This is a genomic window from Nocardia abscessus (assembly GCF_015477775.1).
GTDB classification, from domain to species: Bacteria; Actinomycetota; Actinomycetes; order Mycobacteriales; family Mycobacteriaceae; genus Nocardia; species Nocardia abscessus_A.
In genome coordinates, this window is record NZ_JADLQO010000011.1 from 1 (window position 1) to 17,444 (window position 17,444).

15 protein-coding genes are annotated in these 17,444 nt (G+C 68.1%); 10 read left to right on the forward strand and 5 right to left on the reverse strand.

Annotated elements, in window-relative coordinates:
- Positions 1-360 precede the first annotated feature (360 nt).
- The 4 genes from IU450_RS25035 to dmpG all read left to right on the forward strand — a co-directional run bounded on the left by IU450_RS25035 (position 361) and on the right by dmpG (position 4,461).
- Positions 361-1,563 carry a cytochrome P450 gene (locus tag IU450_RS25035; RefSeq protein WP_195152200.1) on the forward strand — a complete coding sequence of 401 codons (1,203 nt, stop codon included), beginning with the start codon at positions 361-363 and terminating at the stop codon, positions 1,561-1,563.
- 94 nt (positions 1,564-1,657) lie between these two features.
- On the forward strand, positions 1,658-2,443 hold the full coding sequence (locus tag IU450_RS25040; protein WP_195152201.1) for a 2-keto-4-pentenoate hydratase: 786 nt from the start codon (positions 1,658-1,660) through the stop codon (positions 2,441-2,443).
- A 17-nt stretch (positions 2,444-2,460) separates the two neighbouring features.
- Positions 2,461-3,375, forward strand: a complete 915-nt coding sequence (locus IU450_RS25045) for an acetaldehyde dehydrogenase (acetylating) (RefSeq protein ID WP_195152202.1) — start codon at positions 2,461-2,463, stop codon at positions 3,373-3,375.
- Between the two features lie 45 nt (positions 3,376-3,420).
- Positions 3,421-4,461, forward strand: coding sequence for a 4-hydroxy-2-oxovalerate aldolase (dmpG, locus tag IU450_RS25050; RefSeq protein WP_195152203.1), 1,041 nt, complete (start codon positions 3,421-3,423; stop codon positions 4,459-4,461).
- Between the two features lie 63 nt (positions 4,462-4,524).
- On the opposite strand, the gene IU450_RS25055 is transcribed toward dmpG, so the two are convergent.
- The 5 genes from IU450_RS25055 to IU450_RS25075 all read right to left on the reverse strand — a co-directional run bounded on the left by IU450_RS25055 (position 4,525) and on the right by IU450_RS25075 (position 11,644).
- Positions 4,525-6,993 carry a CaiB/BaiF CoA-transferase family protein gene (locus IU450_RS25055; protein ID WP_195152204.1) on the reverse strand — a complete coding sequence of 823 codons (2,469 nt, stop codon included), beginning with the start codon at positions 6,991-6,993 and terminating at the stop codon, positions 4,525-4,527.
- 74 nt (positions 6,994-7,067) lie between these two features.
- Positions 7,068-8,027 carry an enoyl-CoA hydratase/isomerase family protein gene (locus tag IU450_RS25060; protein ID WP_195152205.1) on the reverse strand — a complete coding sequence of 320 codons (960 nt, stop codon included), beginning with the start codon at positions 8,025-8,027 and terminating at the stop codon, positions 7,068-7,070.
- A 95-nt stretch (positions 8,028-8,122) separates the two neighbouring features.
- A complete protein-coding gene (locus tag IU450_RS25065; protein WP_195152206.1) occupies positions 8,123-9,247 on the reverse strand; it encodes a M24 family metallopeptidase in 1,125 nt (374 codons plus the stop codon).
- Entirely contained in the window at positions 9,237-10,472 is a 1,236-nt protein-coding gene (locus tag IU450_RS25070) for a M24 family metallopeptidase (protein ID WP_195152207.1), read from the reverse strand. The genes IU450_RS25065 and IU450_RS25070 overlap by 11 nt, the downstream gene beginning before the upstream one ends.
- Positions 10,469-11,644: an amidohydrolase family protein gene (locus tag IU450_RS25075; protein WP_195152208.1), complete on the reverse strand. Its 1,176-nt coding sequence runs from the start codon at positions 11,642-11,644 to the stop codon at positions 10,469-10,471. Before IU450_RS25075 ends, IU450_RS25070 begins: the two co-directional genes overlap by 4 nt.
- A gap of 468 nt (positions 11,645-12,112) precedes the next feature.
- Between IU450_RS25075 and IU450_RS40005 the strand changes: the two genes are divergently transcribed.
- The 6 genes from IU450_RS40005 (at position 12,113) to IU450_RS25105 (ending at position 17,443) form a co-directional block, all read left to right on the forward strand.
- A complete protein-coding gene (locus IU450_RS40005; RefSeq protein ID WP_195102945.1) occupies positions 12,113-12,718 on the forward strand; it encodes a TetR/AcrR family transcriptional regulator in 606 nt (201 codons plus the stop codon).
- A complete protein-coding gene (locus IU450_RS25085) occupies positions 12,715-13,221 on the forward strand; it encodes a hypothetical protein (protein ID WP_043701826.1) in 507 nt (168 codons plus the stop codon). The genes IU450_RS40005 and IU450_RS25085 overlap by 4 nt, the downstream gene beginning before the upstream one ends.
- Positions 13,222-13,612: 391 nt before the next feature.
- A complete protein-coding gene (locus IU450_RS25090; protein ID WP_227955026.1) occupies positions 13,613-14,353 on the forward strand; it encodes an MlaE family ABC transporter permease in 741 nt (246 codons plus the stop codon).
- A gap of 19 nt (positions 14,354-14,372) precedes the next feature.
- Positions 14,373-15,212: an MlaE family ABC transporter permease gene (locus IU450_RS25095; RefSeq protein WP_195152429.1), complete on the forward strand. Its 840-nt coding sequence runs from the start codon at positions 14,373-14,375 to the stop codon at positions 15,210-15,212.
- A gap of 21 nt (positions 15,213-15,233) precedes the next feature.
- On the forward strand, positions 15,234-16,424 hold the full coding sequence (locus IU450_RS25100) for an MCE family protein (protein ID WP_195152210.1): 1,191 nt from the start codon (positions 15,234-15,236) through the stop codon (positions 16,422-16,424).
- Positions 16,421-17,443: an MCE family protein gene (locus IU450_RS25105; RefSeq protein WP_195152211.1), complete on the forward strand. Its 1,023-nt coding sequence runs from the start codon at positions 16,421-16,423 to the stop codon at positions 17,441-17,443. Before IU450_RS25100 ends, IU450_RS25105 begins: the two co-directional genes overlap by 4 nt.
- The last annotated feature ends 1 nt before the right edge of the window (position 17,444 follow it).

Sequence of the window (17,444 nt, forward strand, 5' to 3'; positions counted from 1 at the left end):
ATCCCGAACCATTTCGGACCCGAGATGATCGACGGATTCGGCCCCGACAACGCGATCACCTACCTGCTCGACCGCCTCGCCGACAAACCCGTCACCGGCTGCACCTTCGACTGAAACCCCCTGCGCCAGAACCCGAGCGGGCCCCGCATCCGACGCTGTCGGCATGCGGGGCCTGCTCGCTTTCTGTGCACCGGTATTCCCTCCGGCGCAGCGTGAGAATGACAATCTCCTCAAACGAGAAGATCAGTTGCTTCAACGTATCGGCGGATTTACACTGGCAGGACTCCGACAACTCGGTCTTCGGCTGAATCTCGTATGCGCCACCGAGGACGATGATGTTTCTGCGAGAGGCGAACCTCAGTGACCACCAGCGCGGCCAGCGACGTGTACTACGACCCGTACGATGTCGAACTCAATGCCGATCCGTACCCGATGTTCAAGCGGCTCCGCGAGGAGATTCCGCTGTACTACAACGAGAAGCACGACTTCTACGCGGTGAGTCGCCACGCGGACGTCAACGCGGCGTTGCTGGACAAGGACACCTTCAGTTCCGCGCGTGGCGCGATCATCGAGCTGATCAAGGCCGATATCGAAATTCCCTCCGGCGTGCTGATCTTCGAGGATCCGCCGGTCCACGACATCCATCGCAGCCTGCTGTCGCGGATGTTCACCCCCCGCAAGATCCGGGCGCTCGAGGACAAGATCCGCGAGTTCTGCGCGCACAGCCTCGATCCGCACGTCGGAACCGGACGACTGGACTTCATCGCCGACATCGGCGCGCAGATGCCGATGCGCACCATCGGCATGCTGCTCGGCATCCCGGAGCAGGACCAAGAGGCCATCCGCGACTTCGCGAACGAGCAGATGCGCACCGAGGAGGGAAAGCCGATGAAGGCCGCCTCCGAGGGCATGGTCAGCGGCGACATCTTCGCCGCCTACATCGACTGGCGGGCCGAGCATCCCTCCGACGACATCATGACCGAGCTGCTCAACGTCGAGTTCGAGGACGAGTCCGGCACCGTGCGCCGACTGACCCGCGAGGAATTGCTGACCTACGTGAACGTGGTGTCCGGCGCGGGCAACGAAACCACGACACGGCTGATCGGCTGGGCGGGCAAGGTCCTCGCAGAGCATCCCGATCAGCGCCGCGAACTCGTGGAGAATCCCCGACTGATTCCGAACGCGGTCGAGGAGCTGCTGCGGTTCGAACCGCCCGCCCCGCACGTGGCGCGGTACGTCACCCGGGACGTCGAGGTGCACGGCCGGACCGTGCCGCAGGGTAGCGCCATGATGATGCTCATCGGCGCGGCCAACCGCGACCACCGTCAGTTCGCGCCGGACGGCGACGTTTTCGACATCCACCGCGACACCCGCCAGCACCTGTCGTTCAGTGTGGGCACGCACTACTGCCTCGGGTCGGCGCTGGCTCGCCTGGAGGGGCGGATCGCGCTGGAGGAGATCCTCGCGCGGTTCCCGGAGTGGGAAGTGGACCTGGCGAACGCGAAGCTGTCGCCCACCTCGACGGTTCGCGGCTGGGAAACGTTGCCCGCGTTCACATCGTGAACCGCTTCTCGTGGCCCGCGGCCACGGGAGGCCGGGTTGCGTCATCGCACGGAACAGGGCCGACGCCGCCATCGTGCCGACGACGGGAATCGAGATGCTGACTGCTCACTCCCGCGCGGAGCTGGCCGTGAACCTGGCCGAAGCGGAACGCGAACGCACACCCCTGTCGCCGCTGACAGCGTCGTATCCGGAGATCGATGTCGTCGACGCCTACGAGATCCAGCTGATCAACATCCGCAGGCGCGTCCAGGACGGCGCGCGGGTCGTCGGGCACAAGGTCGGGCTGTCATCGAAGGCCATGCAGCAGATGATGGGCGTCGACGAGCCCGATTACGGTCACCTGCTCGACGAGATGCTGGTCTCCGCGGACGAGCCGGTGCCCGCCGGGAGGTACTTGTACCCGAGGGTCGAGGTGGAGGTCGCCTTTCTCTTGGGCGCGGATCTGCCCGGGGCGCAGTGCACCGAAGCGGACGTGCTCGCCGCCACGACGGCCTTCGCCCCCGCGATCGAGCTGATCGACTCGCGTATCGAGAACTGGGCGATCCGGTTGTGCGACACCATCGCCGACAACGCCTCATCGGCGGGATACGTCCTGGGTACCCAGCGGGTGGCTCCCGCCGATATCGACATCACCGCCGTCGACGCGGTGCTCACTCGCAACGGGGAGGTGGTGGCCGAGGGCCGCAGCGACGCGGTGCTCGGCGATCCCGTCACGGCGGTGGCCTGGCTGGCTCGGAAGGTGGCGGGCTTCGGTGTGCGGTTGCGTGCCGGGGACATCGTCCTTCCCGGATCGTGCACCAAGGCGATCGACGCGCGCTCGGGTGACGAGTTCGTGGCCCGGTTCGCGGGCCTGGGTTCGGTCCGCCTCGCCTTCGACTGATCGGAACAAGGAGCGTTATGCCGGCGAAAGCATCCGTAGCCATCGTCGGGTCGGGCAATATCGGTACCGACCTGCTGTACAAACTGTCGCGGTCGCAGTGGCTCGAGCCGCGCTGGATGGTGGGCATCGACCCGGCCAGCGAGGGGCTCGCGCGGGCCGCCCGGCTCGGGCTGGAAACCACCGACAAGGGGGTCGATCACCTGCTCGCGCAGGCCGAGCAGCCCGATCTGGTGTTCGAGGCCACCTCGGCCGCCGTGCACCGCAAGGCCGCCGCGCGCTACGCCGAAGCCGGAATCCGGGTCATCGACCTCACGCCCGCCGCGGTCGGCCCGGCGGTCGTCCCGCCCGCGAACCTGCGGCAGCATCTGGACGCGCCGAACGTCAACATGATCACCTGCGGCGGGCAGGCGACCATCCCGATCGTCTACGCGGTCTCGCGGGTGGTGGAGGTGCCGATCGCGGAGATCGTCGCGTCGGTCTCGTCGGTGTCGGCCGGGCCGGGGACCCGCGCGAACATCGATGAATTCACCAAGACGACCAGCCGCGGGGTGGAAACCATCGGCGGCGCCGCGCGCGGCAAGGCGATCATCATCCTCAACCCGGCCGATCCGCCGATGATCATGCGCGACACCATCTTCTGCGCCATCCCGGAAGACGCCGACCGCGCGGCGATCGCCGCGTCCATTCACGAGGTAGTGGCCGAGGTACAGAGCTACGTGCCGGGCTACCGGCTGCTCAACGAGCCGCAATTTGACGATCCGTCGGTCAATTCCGGAGGCCGGGCGCTGGTGACGACGTTCCTGGAGGTCGAAGGAGCCGGGGACTACCTGCCGCCCTACGCGGGCAACCTGGACATCATGACGGCCGCGGCCACCGAAGTCGGTGAGGAGATCGCGAAGCGGACCCTCGGCGTCGCGGGGAGCGCCCGATGAGCGAGACGGCGGCGACAGCGACCAGACGATCGAAGGGCCAGGCAGATGAGTGAATCCGATATCTGGGACGTTCGGATCACCGACACGTCGTTGCGGGACGGTTCGCATCACAAACGACACCAGTTCACCCCGGACGAGGTGAGCGCCATCGTCGCCGCACTGGACGCGGCCGGCGTTCCGGTGATCGAGGTGACCCACGGCGACGGCCTCGGCGGCTCGTCGTTCAACTACGGCTTCTCCAAGACGCCCGAACAGCAACTGATCAAGCTGGCCGCCGAGACCGCCACGGAGGCGAAGATCGCGTTCCTCATGCTGCCCGGCGTCGGCACCAAAGAGGACATCGAGGAGGCCAGGGACAACGGGGGATCGATCTGCCGGATCGCCACCCATTGCACCGAGGCCGACGTCTCGATCCAGCACTTCGGGCTCGCACGGGATCTCGGCTTGGAGACGGTGGGCTTTCTCATGATGGCCCACACCATCGCGCCCGAGCGACTCGCGGCACAGGCGCGGATCATGGCCGACGCGGGATGCCAGTGCGTCTACGTGGTCGACTCCGCGGGCGCCCTGGTCATGGAGGGTGTGGCGGACCGGGTGTCGGCGCTGGTCGCCGAACTCGGCGACGACGCCCAGGTCGGCTTCCACGGGCACGAGAACCTCGGCCTCGGCGTGGCGAACTCGGTGGCGGCGGTGCGGGCGGGCGCACGGCAGATCGACGGCAGCGCCCGCCGGTTCGGCGCGGGGGCGGGAAACGCTCCGGTGGAGGCGCTGATCGGCGTGTTCGACAAGATCGGCGTCAAGACCGGCATCGATTTCTTCGGCATCGCCGACGCCGCCGAAGACGTCGTGCGCCCCGCGATGCCCGCCGAATGCCTGCTCGATCGCAACGCGCTGATCATGGGCTACGCGGGCGTCTACTCGAGCTTCCTGAAACATGCTGTCCGCCAAGCGGAGCGCTACGACGTGCCCGCCGCCCAGTTGCTGCACCGCGCCGGACTGCGCAAGCTGATCGGCGGCCAAGAGGATCAGCTCATCGACATAGCACTGGAACTCGTCCGCGAACGCGAATCCGAGGCGGCGAGCTAGCGTCCGGCGGTCCGCCCACTTCGGCAGCCCCGCCGCGAGATTCGCTCTCGCGGCGGGCGTCGGTCACTCGGATTTCACCGGAGGACGCGCGACGGCGGGAGTGCCTCCGATGACGCCGTCGTCCTGCAGCGCTCGGATCTCCGCCTCGCTCAGGCCGAGCGCGGTGAGCAACTCCGTGTTGTGCTGGCCGAGCAGGGGAGCGGGCTCGCGATGGAAACGCCGCGGACCGGCGGAGAACCGCACCGGTACCGTGCTGTGCTTGGCCGTCTCGGCGACCGGATGGGCGACCGGCTCGAAGAAGCCCCGGTACTGCAGCTGGGGCAGTTCGAACTGACGATGCGGTTGCATGACCTGGGCGACCGGGACACCGGCGTCCCAGAGGACGCGGACGATCTCGTCGCTGTCGCGCTCGGCGCACCACGCGGCGAGCCGCTCATCGATCAGGTCGTGCCTGCGGCGGCGGCCTGCCTCGGTCGAGAGTTCCGGATCCAGTGCCCAGAACGGAGTTCCGAGCGCTTCCCGCAACCGCCGCCATTGCGCGTCGGTGGCGACCGCGATCGCCACCCAGCAATCCTGCGCGCCGAATTCGTTCACTCCGGCCGCGCGGTAGAGGTTCTGCGGCGCGGCGACGGGACCGCGATTGCCGTCCCGCTCGAGCAGCACGCCGTAGGCCGAGTATTCGATCACCTGCTCGGCGGCCACGTTGAGCGCCGCCTCCACCATCGCGGCCTCCACCAGCACGCCCTGACCGGTGCGCCGCCGGTGTTCCAAGGCCAGCAGCAGAGCGTTGAGCGCGTGCACGCCCGCGTTCGGGTCGCCGATCGAATAGGGCTCCACCGGATTCTGGTCCGGGTGCCCGGTCAGCCAGGTCAACCCCGAGGTGTCCTCGATGACGTAGGCGAAGGCCGGATTGTCGCGCCAGGGACCGTCCAGGCCGAATCCGGGCATCCGCACCATGATCGCGTCCGGGCGCAGTTTCCGTACGGCGGGGTAATCCAGGCCGACCTGTTCCAGCACCCGGGGCGTGTAATTCTCGACGATCACGTCGCACGTGGCGGCCAGGCGCTTCAGCAGGTCCTGCCCGCGTTCGGAGCGGAAGTCCAGCGTGAGGCTCTTCTTGTTGGTGTTCAGCCCGGAGAAGATCGGAGACTTCTCCCACCACTGCTCTTCGGTCAGCGGCACGCCCGCGATGAGACGGGTGCCGTCCGGTCGCCCGGCCGACTCCACATGCACGACCTCCGCGCCCAGCATGGCGAGGAAGTGGGTGCACGACGGACCTGCCCAGAACGTCGTCAGGTCCAGGACACGAAGATCGCGGAACGGCAGGGGATCCCGCTCTGCGAGACCCGTCGCGCTGCGGCGCACCGGGGGGCGGGCACGGTATTCCTCGGTGTGCTCGCCGAGGCGCGGAGCCGGTAGCGGATCGCGCAGCAGCGCGGGCCGGGTGCGGAACGGCGGGCCGGGCTGGACGAAACCGTCGCGGGGGTTGACCGTGAAGAACTTCCGGGCCACGTGGTGATCCATGGTGGTGGCGTCGGCGCCGTTGACCACCGGGCCGTTGGGGATGCGGAAAGCCGTGGCCAGATCGCGGATCACCTCGGCAGGCTGCTCGGCCAGCCAGGCGAAGATCTCCGGCGCCTTCTCGTTGGCCTTCTGGGTGATCCCCGCAGCGAGGTCCTCCTCGATCCATTCCGGATGGCCCACCATCGCGCACAGGTCGAACCACTGCTGGGCGGTGCCGCATCCGACCGCCACCAAACCGTCGGCGGCGGTGGCGACGCCGGGCACGCTGAGCCGTCGTTCGGTGCGGAACGGACGGCCCAGCGCGTCGAAGAAGGAGACCGGGAAATAGGTGAGCCCGAGGATCTGTGTCTCCAGCACGGACAGGTCGACGAGTTCGCCCCCGGCGGATCCGAGCGTGCGCAACCGCGATGTCATCGTGGCCGCGCCTGCGTAGGCGCCGGCGAACCACTCACCGACCCGGCCGCCCACGTGCACCGGCGCGCGATCCGGTGCACCGCGGCCGAGCCCGACGATGCCACCGGACCAGGCCTGCAGAGTGAACTCGGTGGCCGGGCGGTCGTGCCACGGCCCGTCCAGGCCGAAGGGGGTTATCGCGGTGACCACCAGGTGCCGATGAGCGCGGCGCAGCGCGCCCGGGGCGAGCCGGGGATGCTCGGCCAGGCGCGACCCCGGCGACCACACCACCACGTCGGCCGAGGCCAGCAGGCCGTCGAGGAAATCCAGATCGGCGGCCACGCCGGGGTCGGCGACGACACTTTTCTTCGAACCGGCCAGGAAGGCGAACAGCGCGCCATCGGCGCCCGGGGCGAGTCGGGTTCGCGAGGCCGACCAGCGCCGGAGTGGATCTCCCTCGGGCGCCTCGACTTTGATCACCTCGGCGCCACCGTCGGCCAGCAGTTTGGTGCAATACGCACCGGCGATCCCGCAGGAGAGGTCGACCAGGACGCAACCGCGCAGTGGCGGCTCGACGGAGCGTTCGGCGCTGCCCGCGGAGTATTTCGATGCCATGACCCTCACCGTTCCGATCACCGGCCCCGAGACCACCGGCCACAGCCGCGGCGGCGCCGGGCACGCGCGGCGGACTAGACCTGCTTCTTGCGACCCGACTTGCTCAACCGGAACTCCGGCGGGAACTGCGCGTCGTTGTCCTTGACCGAGTTGTTCAGCCCGCCTTCGAAGGCGTTGTCCAGCATGAGTTCGTCGTCGTCGGCGTGGATATGGCCGCCCATCGACTCGAAGAACCCGCTCAGCAGGCTGCCCATGTACTCGCCCTGGTGCTGCTTCATCACCTCGAAGAAGACCTTCTGCATGAAGACCGTGTCGGTGGGCCGGTTGCGCGCACAGGCCAGTGCGTACTTCTCGGTCTCGGCCTCGAGGTCGGCCCGGGGCACGACCTTGTTCAGGAAGTTGCACTCGTACATTTCCCGCGCGGTGAACGCCCGGCCGGTGAAGACCATCTCCTGGAACCGGCGCAATCCCATGGTCTGCGCCCACGTCCACATCCGGGGCCCCCAGCCGTAATACCGGAAGGACGGGTGACCGAACAGGGCGTCCTCGGAGGAGATCACCAAATCGGCGTCGGCGGCCTGGTAGAAGTGCCAGCCGTAGCAGTAGCCCTTCACCTCCAGGATGCTGATCTTCTTGAACTCCTGGAGGCTGCGGCAACCGGCCTGGGCGTTGGCGTACCACTGGCTGATCGTGGCGCCGTGGCGGAAGGACTCCTTGGGCGGATACCGCACCTCGTCCGCGCCGATCCTGTACTCGCTCAACCGCGGGCCCTGGGTCGGCGCGTTCTGTACCGCCATGAACTCGGGGAGGTCGGCTCCGGTGCCGAGATCGTCGCCCGCGCCGCGCACGACGAGCACTTTCACCTCGTCGTCGACGCTCGCGCGGTGCAACAGATCGGCGTAGCGCAGCCGCGCCGCGATGGTGGGGGCGTTGAGATGGTCGGGCCGGTCGAACGTGATGGTCGCGATCCGGGTCTTGGGGTCCTTCTCGTAGCGGATGATCTCCTCCGCCGAAGGCTGCTCGGGACCGGGCATGGACGGGCTCCTTTGCCGAAGATGGGACGTGTCCGAAACGTTCTGCCGGACACCGTGAATCGGTGCTCCGGCCGATGCGCCGGAGCACCGATTCGCTAGTGCTCCCAGTACGGGGCGACGGTGAGCACCTCGGCGCCGTCCTCGGTGATCAGCACCGCGTCGCGTCCGAACACCGCCCCGACACCCGGTTCCCACACATAGCCGGTGACCGCGAGCACCATGCCGGGTTCCATGCGCTCCGCCTCGGCGCTCGCCCGCAGGTGGGAGGTCACCACCGGCGGGTCGAAACCCATGCCGAGGCCCCGCGCGACCGGCATCGGCGGCAGCGGTTCCCCCGCGATCTCGTAGGCGGCGAGCAGTTCCGTGCCTGCCGATCCGGGGCGGCAGGCCTCGATCAGCCTTCCCCACAACCCATCCCACCGCCGGTACAGCTTCCGGACGCCGTCGTCGCCCTCGCCGCCGACCGGCCAGGTACGGCCCACCTCGCCGATGTAGCCCTCACCCAGGACCCCGGAGGAGAAGGCCACCAAGTCGCCCGGCTGCACGCGCCGGTCCGCGCCGGCCCGCCGCCACGGGTGTTCCCGGGAGGTCACCCAGGCCGAGTCCTGCGACGCCGGGGTGCTGACGCCGCCTGCCGCCATGGCTTCCAGCAGCACGCCGATCAGCGCCTGTTCGGTGGCCCCCGGCGCGAGCTCGGCCACCGCGGCGGCAAGACCCGCCTCGGCGATGCGCAGCGTTCCGCGCAGCACCTGCACTTCCTGGTCGGTCTTGATCCGGCGCGCGGCGCGCATCGCGAGTTCGCCGTCGACCAACTCGGCGTTGGGGAAGGCGATCGGCAGCAGCTCGGCGAAGGTGGGTGACAGCGCGTCGGTGCCGACCCGCCGTGCGGTGGCGGCTCCCTCGATGCCTTGCAGCACGCCGATGGTGTTCATCGGATTCCACGCGATCCCATAGAGGTGATCGTGCGGGATGTCCTCGGGCACGCCTTCGTCCCAGGTACTCAGCAGATGCACCGCACGCGTTTCCCGCACCACCGTCGCCACCGGCCCGAACGGGCGGGTGCCCGCGACCCACAGTTGCGGTGTGCCCGACACGTAGCGGGCGTTCGCCTGGCGTCCGAGAACCAGGACGTCCAGGTCATGGGCTTCCATCTGTGCCAGGGCACGATCGCGCCGCCCATGTCGCAGGGCGCGATCGTCCGGCGTCACCTCAGTGGCCATACGGGGCATAGGGGTAGTCGGTGAGGGCCGTCCAGCCCTCCTCGGTGATCACGATGATTTCCTCGCTTCGGTAGCCGCCGGTGCCGTCCTCCCAGACCACCGGCTCCAGAACCAGCACCATGTTGGGTTCGAACACGAAGTTCTCGTCGAACTCGTCGCCGAGGTCGGTGCCGATCATCGGCATCTCGGCGGCGCTCACGCCGATTCCGTGTCCCAGGTAGAAATGCGGCAGCCAAGGTTTGGCGCCGCCGTTGGCGGCGATCGCCGCCCGGGCGAGCTCGGCGGCGGTGGCCCCCGCGCGGGTCACGTCCAGCACCGCGGTGAGGATCTCCTGCCAGCGCTCGAACTGCTTGTGCTGACGAGCGCCGGGCTCGGTGCCGACCGTCCAGGTGCGGCCGAAGTCCGAACAGTATCCGCCGTAGGTGATGCTGACGTCGGTCCAGAGCACGTCACCTGCGGCCAGTTCCCGCTCCGTGGTCAGCAGCGGGAGCGCGAGATCGCCGTGCGTGGTCCAGACGCCGTCGGCCTTGGTCTGCGGCATCACCTGCCAGATGGCGTCGAGCATGTTGGCGGTGGCGCCCAATTCGAAGGCCCGGCGCACGAAGCTCGCCGACAGATCCATCTGCCTGCGTCCCGGCGCCAGCGCCGCCTGTACGTCGACCATGGCCTGCTCGGTGATCCGGCACGCGGTGCGGATGCAGGCGATCTCGTCCGGCGTCTTGATCAGTTTCGCGGGTCCGATGACGGCCGCGGCGTCCGACGGAGGCCCGCCGGGGAACAGCGCGGACCGCGCCCGCGACATGGCGCCGGTGCACTCGTCCACCGCGATGGTCGACCCGTCCGGGACGAGATCGGCGATCAGGCGAGCGAAAGCCGCCACGCCCTCGTCGAATTCGAGGTAGACGGGCCCGTGCAGGTGATCGGCGGGCAGATCCGATTCCGCGGAGGCGCCCTCCCGGAAGGGCAGGAACAGGTGCGGCCACGGATCGCCCGCGACGACCACGGCGACCGGTCGCTCGACGTGGGCGAGCCCCGCGTCGCCGAGGGGCCAGTTCGCGCCGGTCGCGTACACGACATTGCTGTTGTTCAGCAGGATCAGCGCGTCGACGCCCTGATCGGCCATGGCCGATCGCAGCCGCGCCCCGGTGTCGCGCCGCATGCGCGCGCGATCCGGTACCTCGGGGATCTCGACGGACGAGGTCGCCGCGACGGGGAACGACGTCATGAGACCAGACCCAGGAAATCCGCCACGTTGCCGCTGACGATGCGGGCGGCGTCCTGCGGGCCCACCGCCTGCACCACGGCTTCCAGGGACTTCTCCGAGTAGCCGAACGTGCTCTCGTTGTGCGGGTAGTCCGACGACCACATGACACGGTCGCGGCCGATGTGGTCGATCAGCGACAGCCCGAGCGGGTCCACCATGAACGACGCGCGCATGTGGTTGTCCCAGTAGTAGCGCACGTCGTGCTCGACCGGGCGGTCGAGCATGTGCTGGAAGGAGGCCAGCATGTGCTCGGCGTCCTGGATCGCCGCGGGCACCCAGTTCACGCCGCCCTCGAACCAGCCGATGCTGAGGCCGGGATGCCGGTCGATGATGCCGCTGAAGATGTACTTGGAGAACAGCTCCCGGAACGGCGCGACGTTGTGCATCATGCCGACCGCGACGCTGTTGATCTCGCAGGGGCTCGACAGCGGCGACTCACCGATGTGGTGGGAGACCGGCACACCGGACTCCTCGATCGCGTCCCACACCGGGATCATCGCGGTGCTCGCGTAATCGATGACCTTGCCCTCGTCGTCCTTGCCCGCCGACAGCGGCAACAGGAAAGTCTTGAGTCCCAGCGACTTCAGTTCCGCGAGGGTGCGGCGAGCGCCGTCGGCGTCCCACCAGTTGATCAGCCCGACGCCGTAGAAGGCGCCGTCGGATTGTTCCTGCAACTCCGCGATGTAGGCGTTGTACACCCGGAAGGACAATTCCCGAATCTCCTTGTCCGGGTAGAACAGCAGCGCCAGCAGCGCGTTCGGGAACGCGAGTTCCTTGGCGATGCCGTCGGCGCGCAGATCCGCGATGCGTGCCTCCAGGTTGGCGCTGCCGGAACCATCCAGTGGGTCGTACTGCATCAGCACGTGGCTGAAGTCCCCGGGCAGGAACGACTTGCCCTTCCGGCCCAGCTGGTAGGCGCCGTCCTCGTACCACACGCGCGGGGCCCGGTCCTTGAGGGATTCCGGGAAACGCTCGTAGAAGATGTCGTGCGCCAGGGAGATGTGGTTGTCGGCGGAGAACACCTCGGTGCCCGCGGGCAGGCCCACCGAACCCTCGGCGTGCCCGCGGCGGTCCTTCGGGGGACCGAAGCCGCCGGGCGGGTACAACGAAGCACTGCTGGTCGGAACCGACATCTTGACCCTCCCATGGATCTGTTGGCTGCACGGAACCGTTGTCCCGCCGGCGTGGGCGGCGAACGCGGACCCCGGCGGCGGCGTGGACCGCGACCGATGATCCGCCTCGACTGGGGTGGCCGGGCTCGCGATGACCCGCGCGGCGGCGATCCTCCTCGGGATCGCGGCGATTCCGTTGTGGGAATGACGTTATCACAACCGGAGAGTGAGACATACATCTTGCTGCTGAATTCTACTCGAAATAGTGATATATGCAGCGAGAATGGGGTTATCGCAAGGAATCGGGAGAAACGGTGCGAGCGCCGCGGCCGGCGCCACGAAGGCGGGCCTGTTCGTCCGAGCGTCCCATCTGATCGCCGGGGTCGGGCGAAGGTTCCGGAAGGCCGATTCGATCGTCATGAGACCCTTGTCACATCGGCAAAACCAACCTACTGTGTGTTCACTAGGTTTGATCGAACAGGGATTTTCGTGACTACTCCTCGTCCTTACGCCTCCCTGCTGGCCAAAGGTGAAGACCGCCGACAGCGCATCCTGGCCGTCGCCCAGCGACTGCTCACCCGAAATGGCTGGCGCAGTACGACATTGGCTCAGATCGCCAGGGAGGCCGGCGTGAGCCCGGCCGGGCTGCTGCACCATTTCCAGTCCAAGGAGCAACTCCTGCACGCCGTGCTCGACGCCCGCGACGCCGACGACGCCCGCGAAGCCGACGTGACCGGCGATCTGTTCCTGGAGATCCGCAAGGTCGCCGACCGGATCCAGCGCTCACCGGAGCTGGTGGGCACCTTCGTAGTTCTGCTGGTGGAGAACCTGCTGCCCGAGGCTCCCCTGCACGAGCGCCTGCTCGACCGTTGGAAGGTGGCCGTCGGCATCGTCGCCGACGTCATCCGCCGCAACCAGGAGATCGGACGGTTCCGGCCCGATTTCGACCCTGACATCCGGGCTGTGGAAATCGTCGCTTTCATCAATGGAATGGAGATCTCATGGATGCTCGACCACTCGATCCCGCTGACCGAGGTGTTCCACGAGTACACCAGGTCACTGGCCCGCGACTTCGCTCCGGCTGGGGAACGATGAGATACCGCCTCGACGTCGTCGCGACCAGCGTCGTCGACGTCGTCGAGCACGCGGGTGGATGGCTGTTCGACCGCTCCGTCGCCGGATGGGACGTCACGGTGCTCGTCGCCGACCTGTCGGACACCCGGCCGCTGCGCATTCTCGGCGCGGAAGTGCTGGAACTCGAGCAGGTGCTCGCCTCGCGCGGCCAGGGTCGTCAGCCGCACGCGCTCGCGGTCGCCGCCGACGTGTGCGAATGTGATCGCCGGGCGCGCCGGGGTCTGTTGAAGGCGCTCGACGACGGCGGCGTCCAAGTGGTGGTCTGGGGTGAGGGCTGGCCCTCGCCGCCGGAGCATCGGGTCGATCCGGTGCTGCACCGGCTCAGCGTCGCCGCGCAGGCTTTCAAAGCTCAGGCGCTGACCGCGGCGGCGGTGCCGGCCACCGCGGTCGGAACCACGGAGGTCTTCCGCAGCGGGCTGTCGTCCTTCCCGCCGATCGGCGCCGACCTCAGTCCCGTCGGCTGACTCTTCCAGCTCCCCATCGCTTCGCGCCCGGCTGATCCTCGGCCGTTCGCGCCCGCATCTCCCGCCGCGCCGTCCGACGCTCGTCATCCCGTCGCGGGGCCGCCATGCCAACCGGTTCCACCCTGTCGAGCGCCTCGGTGTGTGCGCCCTTTCTGCGGCATCCGTGTAATCGCCAGTACATCCGCGTGTTGAATTCTCATTTCAAGTGTGCAACCGTATGCGTATATGAGAATGGCATTTTCCACCACTGAGAGGGTGATTAATGCGATCCCAGGCGAAGGCGCCTCCTCCTCACGCGACCGGGCCATCCGGACGCGCAGGAACGGGCCGCAACCGTCTGCTGCCGGCACGGGGCCTGCCGACCACGCTCGCGCGAGCGGCGTCGGGGCCGATGCAGGCCGTCGGCGGGCTGTTCGCGATGTCCGCGGACGCCGTGCGGTTCCTGTTCCGCAGACCGTTCCAGACCAGGGAATTCCTCGAGCAGTCGTGGTTCATCGTGCGCGTCTCGCTGGTGCCGACGCTGCTGGTGGCGATTCCGTTCACGGTGCTGGTCAGCTTCACCCTCAACATCCTGTTGCGGGAACTCGGCGCCGCCGACCTCAGCGGGGCGGGCGCCGCGTTCGGCGCGGTGACGCAGGTGGGCCCGATGGTCACCGTGCTCATCGTGGCCGGGTCCGGCGCGACGGCGATGTGCGCCGACCTCGGCTCGCGCACCATCCGCGAGGAGATCGCGGCGATGCAGGTACTCGGCATCGACCCGGTGCAACGACTGGTGACGCCGCGGATGCTCGCCTCCGGCTTGGTGGCGTTCCTGCTGAACAACCTGGTGTGCATCATCGGCGTGATCGGCGGCTACGTGTTCTCCGTCTATGTGCAGGACGTGAATCCGGGCGCCTTCGCCGCCGGGATCACGCTGCTGACCGGGATCGACGAGGTGATCATCTCCTCGGTCAAGGCTTTGCTGTTCGGACTCGTGGCCGGACTCGTCGCCTGTTACCGGGGGTTGATCGTGACCGGCGGGGCCAAAGCCGTGGGCAACGCGGTCAACGAGACCGTGGTCTACGCCTTCATGTCCCTGTTCGTGATCAATGTCGTCGTCACGGCGATCGGCATTCAGATGACAGTCCGGTGAAGGAGCGGCGCTCGTGACGCTGATCGCGCGCTATCCCAAGACGTTTCGGCGGATCCAGCGGCCGTATCGAGCGCTGGGCCGGATCGGCGACCATGCCATCTTCTATCTGAAGGCGCTGGCGTACGCGCCGTTCGCCGCCTGGCACTATCGGCGGGAGACGGTCCGGCTCATCGCCGAGATCAGCATGGGCTCCGGGGCGCTGGCGGTGTTCGGCGGGACGGTGGTGATCGTCGGGTTCCTGACCTTGGCCACCGGCGGCACCCTCGCCGTCCAGGGCTACAGCTCGCTGGGCAACATCGGCATCGAGGCGCTGACCGGCTTCCTCTCGGCGTTCATCAACGTGCGCATCTCCGCGCCGGTGGTCGCGGGCATCGGCCTGGCGGCCACCTTCGGCGCGGGCGCCACCGCCCAGCTCGGCGCGATGCGGATCAACGAGGAGATCGACGCGCTCGAATCGCTGGCGATCGAACCGATCGCGTACCTGGTCGGCACCAGGATCGTCGCGGGCATGATCGCGATCGTCCCGCTGTACGCCTTGGCGGTCATCGCCTCGTTCATCGCGAGCAGACTGACCACCGTCGTGCTGCTGGGTCAGTCCGCCGGGCTGTACGACCACTACTTCGGGACCTTCCTCAACCCGATCGATCTGGTGTGGTCGTTCGTGCAGGCGATCTTGATGGCATTGACGGTCCTGCTGATCCACACCTACTTCGGTTACTTCGCCAGCGGGGGACCGTCCGGTGTCGGCATCGCGGTGGGCAACGCCGTCCGGACCTCGCTCATCGGCGTCGTCTCGGTGACCCTGCTGGTTTCGCTGGCGGTCTACGGCGCCAACGGGAACTTCGACCTGTCCGGCTGAGAGGTGCCGATGTCATCGACGATGAAGTCACTCGCAGCGCTGTCGCGCGAGCTGGTGCGCCCCGCGGCCGGGCTGGCCTCGATCGCCCTTGGTGTCGCGGTGATCAGCCTGAGCCTGACCATGTTCAACGGTGGGTTCGCCGACACCGTGCCGGTGACCGTGCTGTCGCCGCGCGCCGGCCTGGTGATGTATCCGGACGCCGACGTCAAGATGCGCGGTGTCACGGTGGGCAAGGTCGAATCGATCGAGGAACGCGCCGACGGGCTCGCCTCGATCCGGTTGGCCATCGACGCCGGACAGCTGGATCTCATCCCCGCCGACGTGCGGGTGGACATCGCCTCGACGACAGTGTTCGGTGCGAAATTCGTCCAACTCGTCCCGCCGGAACGCCCTGCGCGGCAAGCGATGCGCGCCGGACAGGTGCTCGAAGCCGACCACGTCACCGTGGAGATCAACACCGTCTTCCAGCGGCTGACCTCGGTGCTGGGCCGCATCGAACCGGAAAAGCTGAACGAGACGCTCGGCGCGATCGCCGACGCGACCGGCGGGCGCGGCGACAAACTGGGTCTGATGCTCGGCGACCTGGAGAACTTCCTCGCCCAGCTCGAGCCCGGACTGCCCGCTCTGCAAGCGGATCTCGCCATGGCTCCGCAGGTGTTGAACACCTACGCCGACGCGGCGCCACCCTTGCTGGACACTGCCCGCAACACCGCTGCGATCAGCCGGACGATGGTGGACGAACAGCGGAATCTCGACGCCATGCTGGTCGGGCTGATCGGGTTGTCCGACATCGGATCCCAGGTGCTCGGCGACAACCGCGCCGCGCTGGACAGCGCGCTGGCGGCCCTGGTGCCGACCACGACGCTGACCAGCGAATACCACGAGGCGTTGACCTGTGCGCTCGACGGTTTCGGGTGGCTGTCGCAGTCGAAGCCGGTCGACGTGCCCGGGCTCGGGCTGTCGGCGAACTTCCTGTTCGGCACCGAGCCCTACCGGTATCCGCGTCATCTGCCGAAGGTGGCCGCCACGGGCGGTCCGCAATGTTCGGTGATTCCGGTTCCGTACGAGGGACGGCCACCGTTCGTCGTCGCCGACGTCGGCGCGAACCCGTTCGAGAACGGAAACCAGACCGTGGAGTTGAACGTGGGCAACCTTCCGCAGGCGCTGTTCGGGCCGTTCGCCGGGGCGCCGGGGCAGGGGGCGCCCCGATGACGCCGCGTAACTCGCCGTTGCTGAAGTTCGGCGCCTTCGCCGCGGTCATGCTCGTGCTGTCCGGTTTCCTGCTGCTCGTGTTCGGCGAATACCGGACCGGGTCGCGGGTGGAATACGCCGCCGTGTTCACCGACTCCTCCGGGCTGCGTTCGGGCAATACCGTCCGGATCGCCGGCGTGGAGGTGGGCACGGTTCGCGCGGTCTCGTTGCGCGACGACCACAAGGTCAAGGTGACCTTCGACGCCGAACGCGGCGTCGCGCTGACCAACGGCACGGCCGCGGCCGTCCGGTATCTCAATCTCGTCGGCGACCGCTACCTGGAATTGTCCGACACCACCGGATCGACCGGACGCCTGCGCGCGGGCTCGGAAATCCCCGTCGAGCGGACCTCGCCCGCGCTCGATCTCGACCTCCTGCTCGGCGGTCTGAAGCCGGTGATCCAGGGTCTGAACGCGCATGAGGTGAACGCGCTGACCTGGTCGCTGCTGGAGATATTCCAGGGCAAGGAGGGCACCCTCGACTCGCTGCTGTCGCGGACCTCCTCGTTCACCACCGCGCTCGCCGGTCACACCGAGGTGATCCAGCAGGTGATCGACCACCTCGGCGCCGTCATGGCGACGCTGGCGAAAGACGGCGAGAAGTTCGCGGGCACCATCGACCGGCTCGAACAGCTGGTCACCCACCTGTCCCAGGACCGCGACCCGATCGCCGAGGCGATCGTCGCCCTCGACAACGGCACGGCGACCATCGCCGACCTGCTCACCCGGGCCCGTCCGCCGCTGGCGGGCACCGTCGATCAGCTCGCGCGGCTGGCCCCGCTGGTCGACCAGGACAAGCAGCGGCTGGACGACGCCTTGCAGCGGGCGCCGGGCAACTACCGCAAGCTGGTGCGCACCGGCGCCTACGGCAACTTCGTCCAGTACTACATCTGCGCGGTCACCGTCCGGGTGACCGACGACGCGGGGCAGGTGGCGGTACTGCCCTGGATCGAGCAGGAAACCGGAAGGTGTAGCGGGTAGC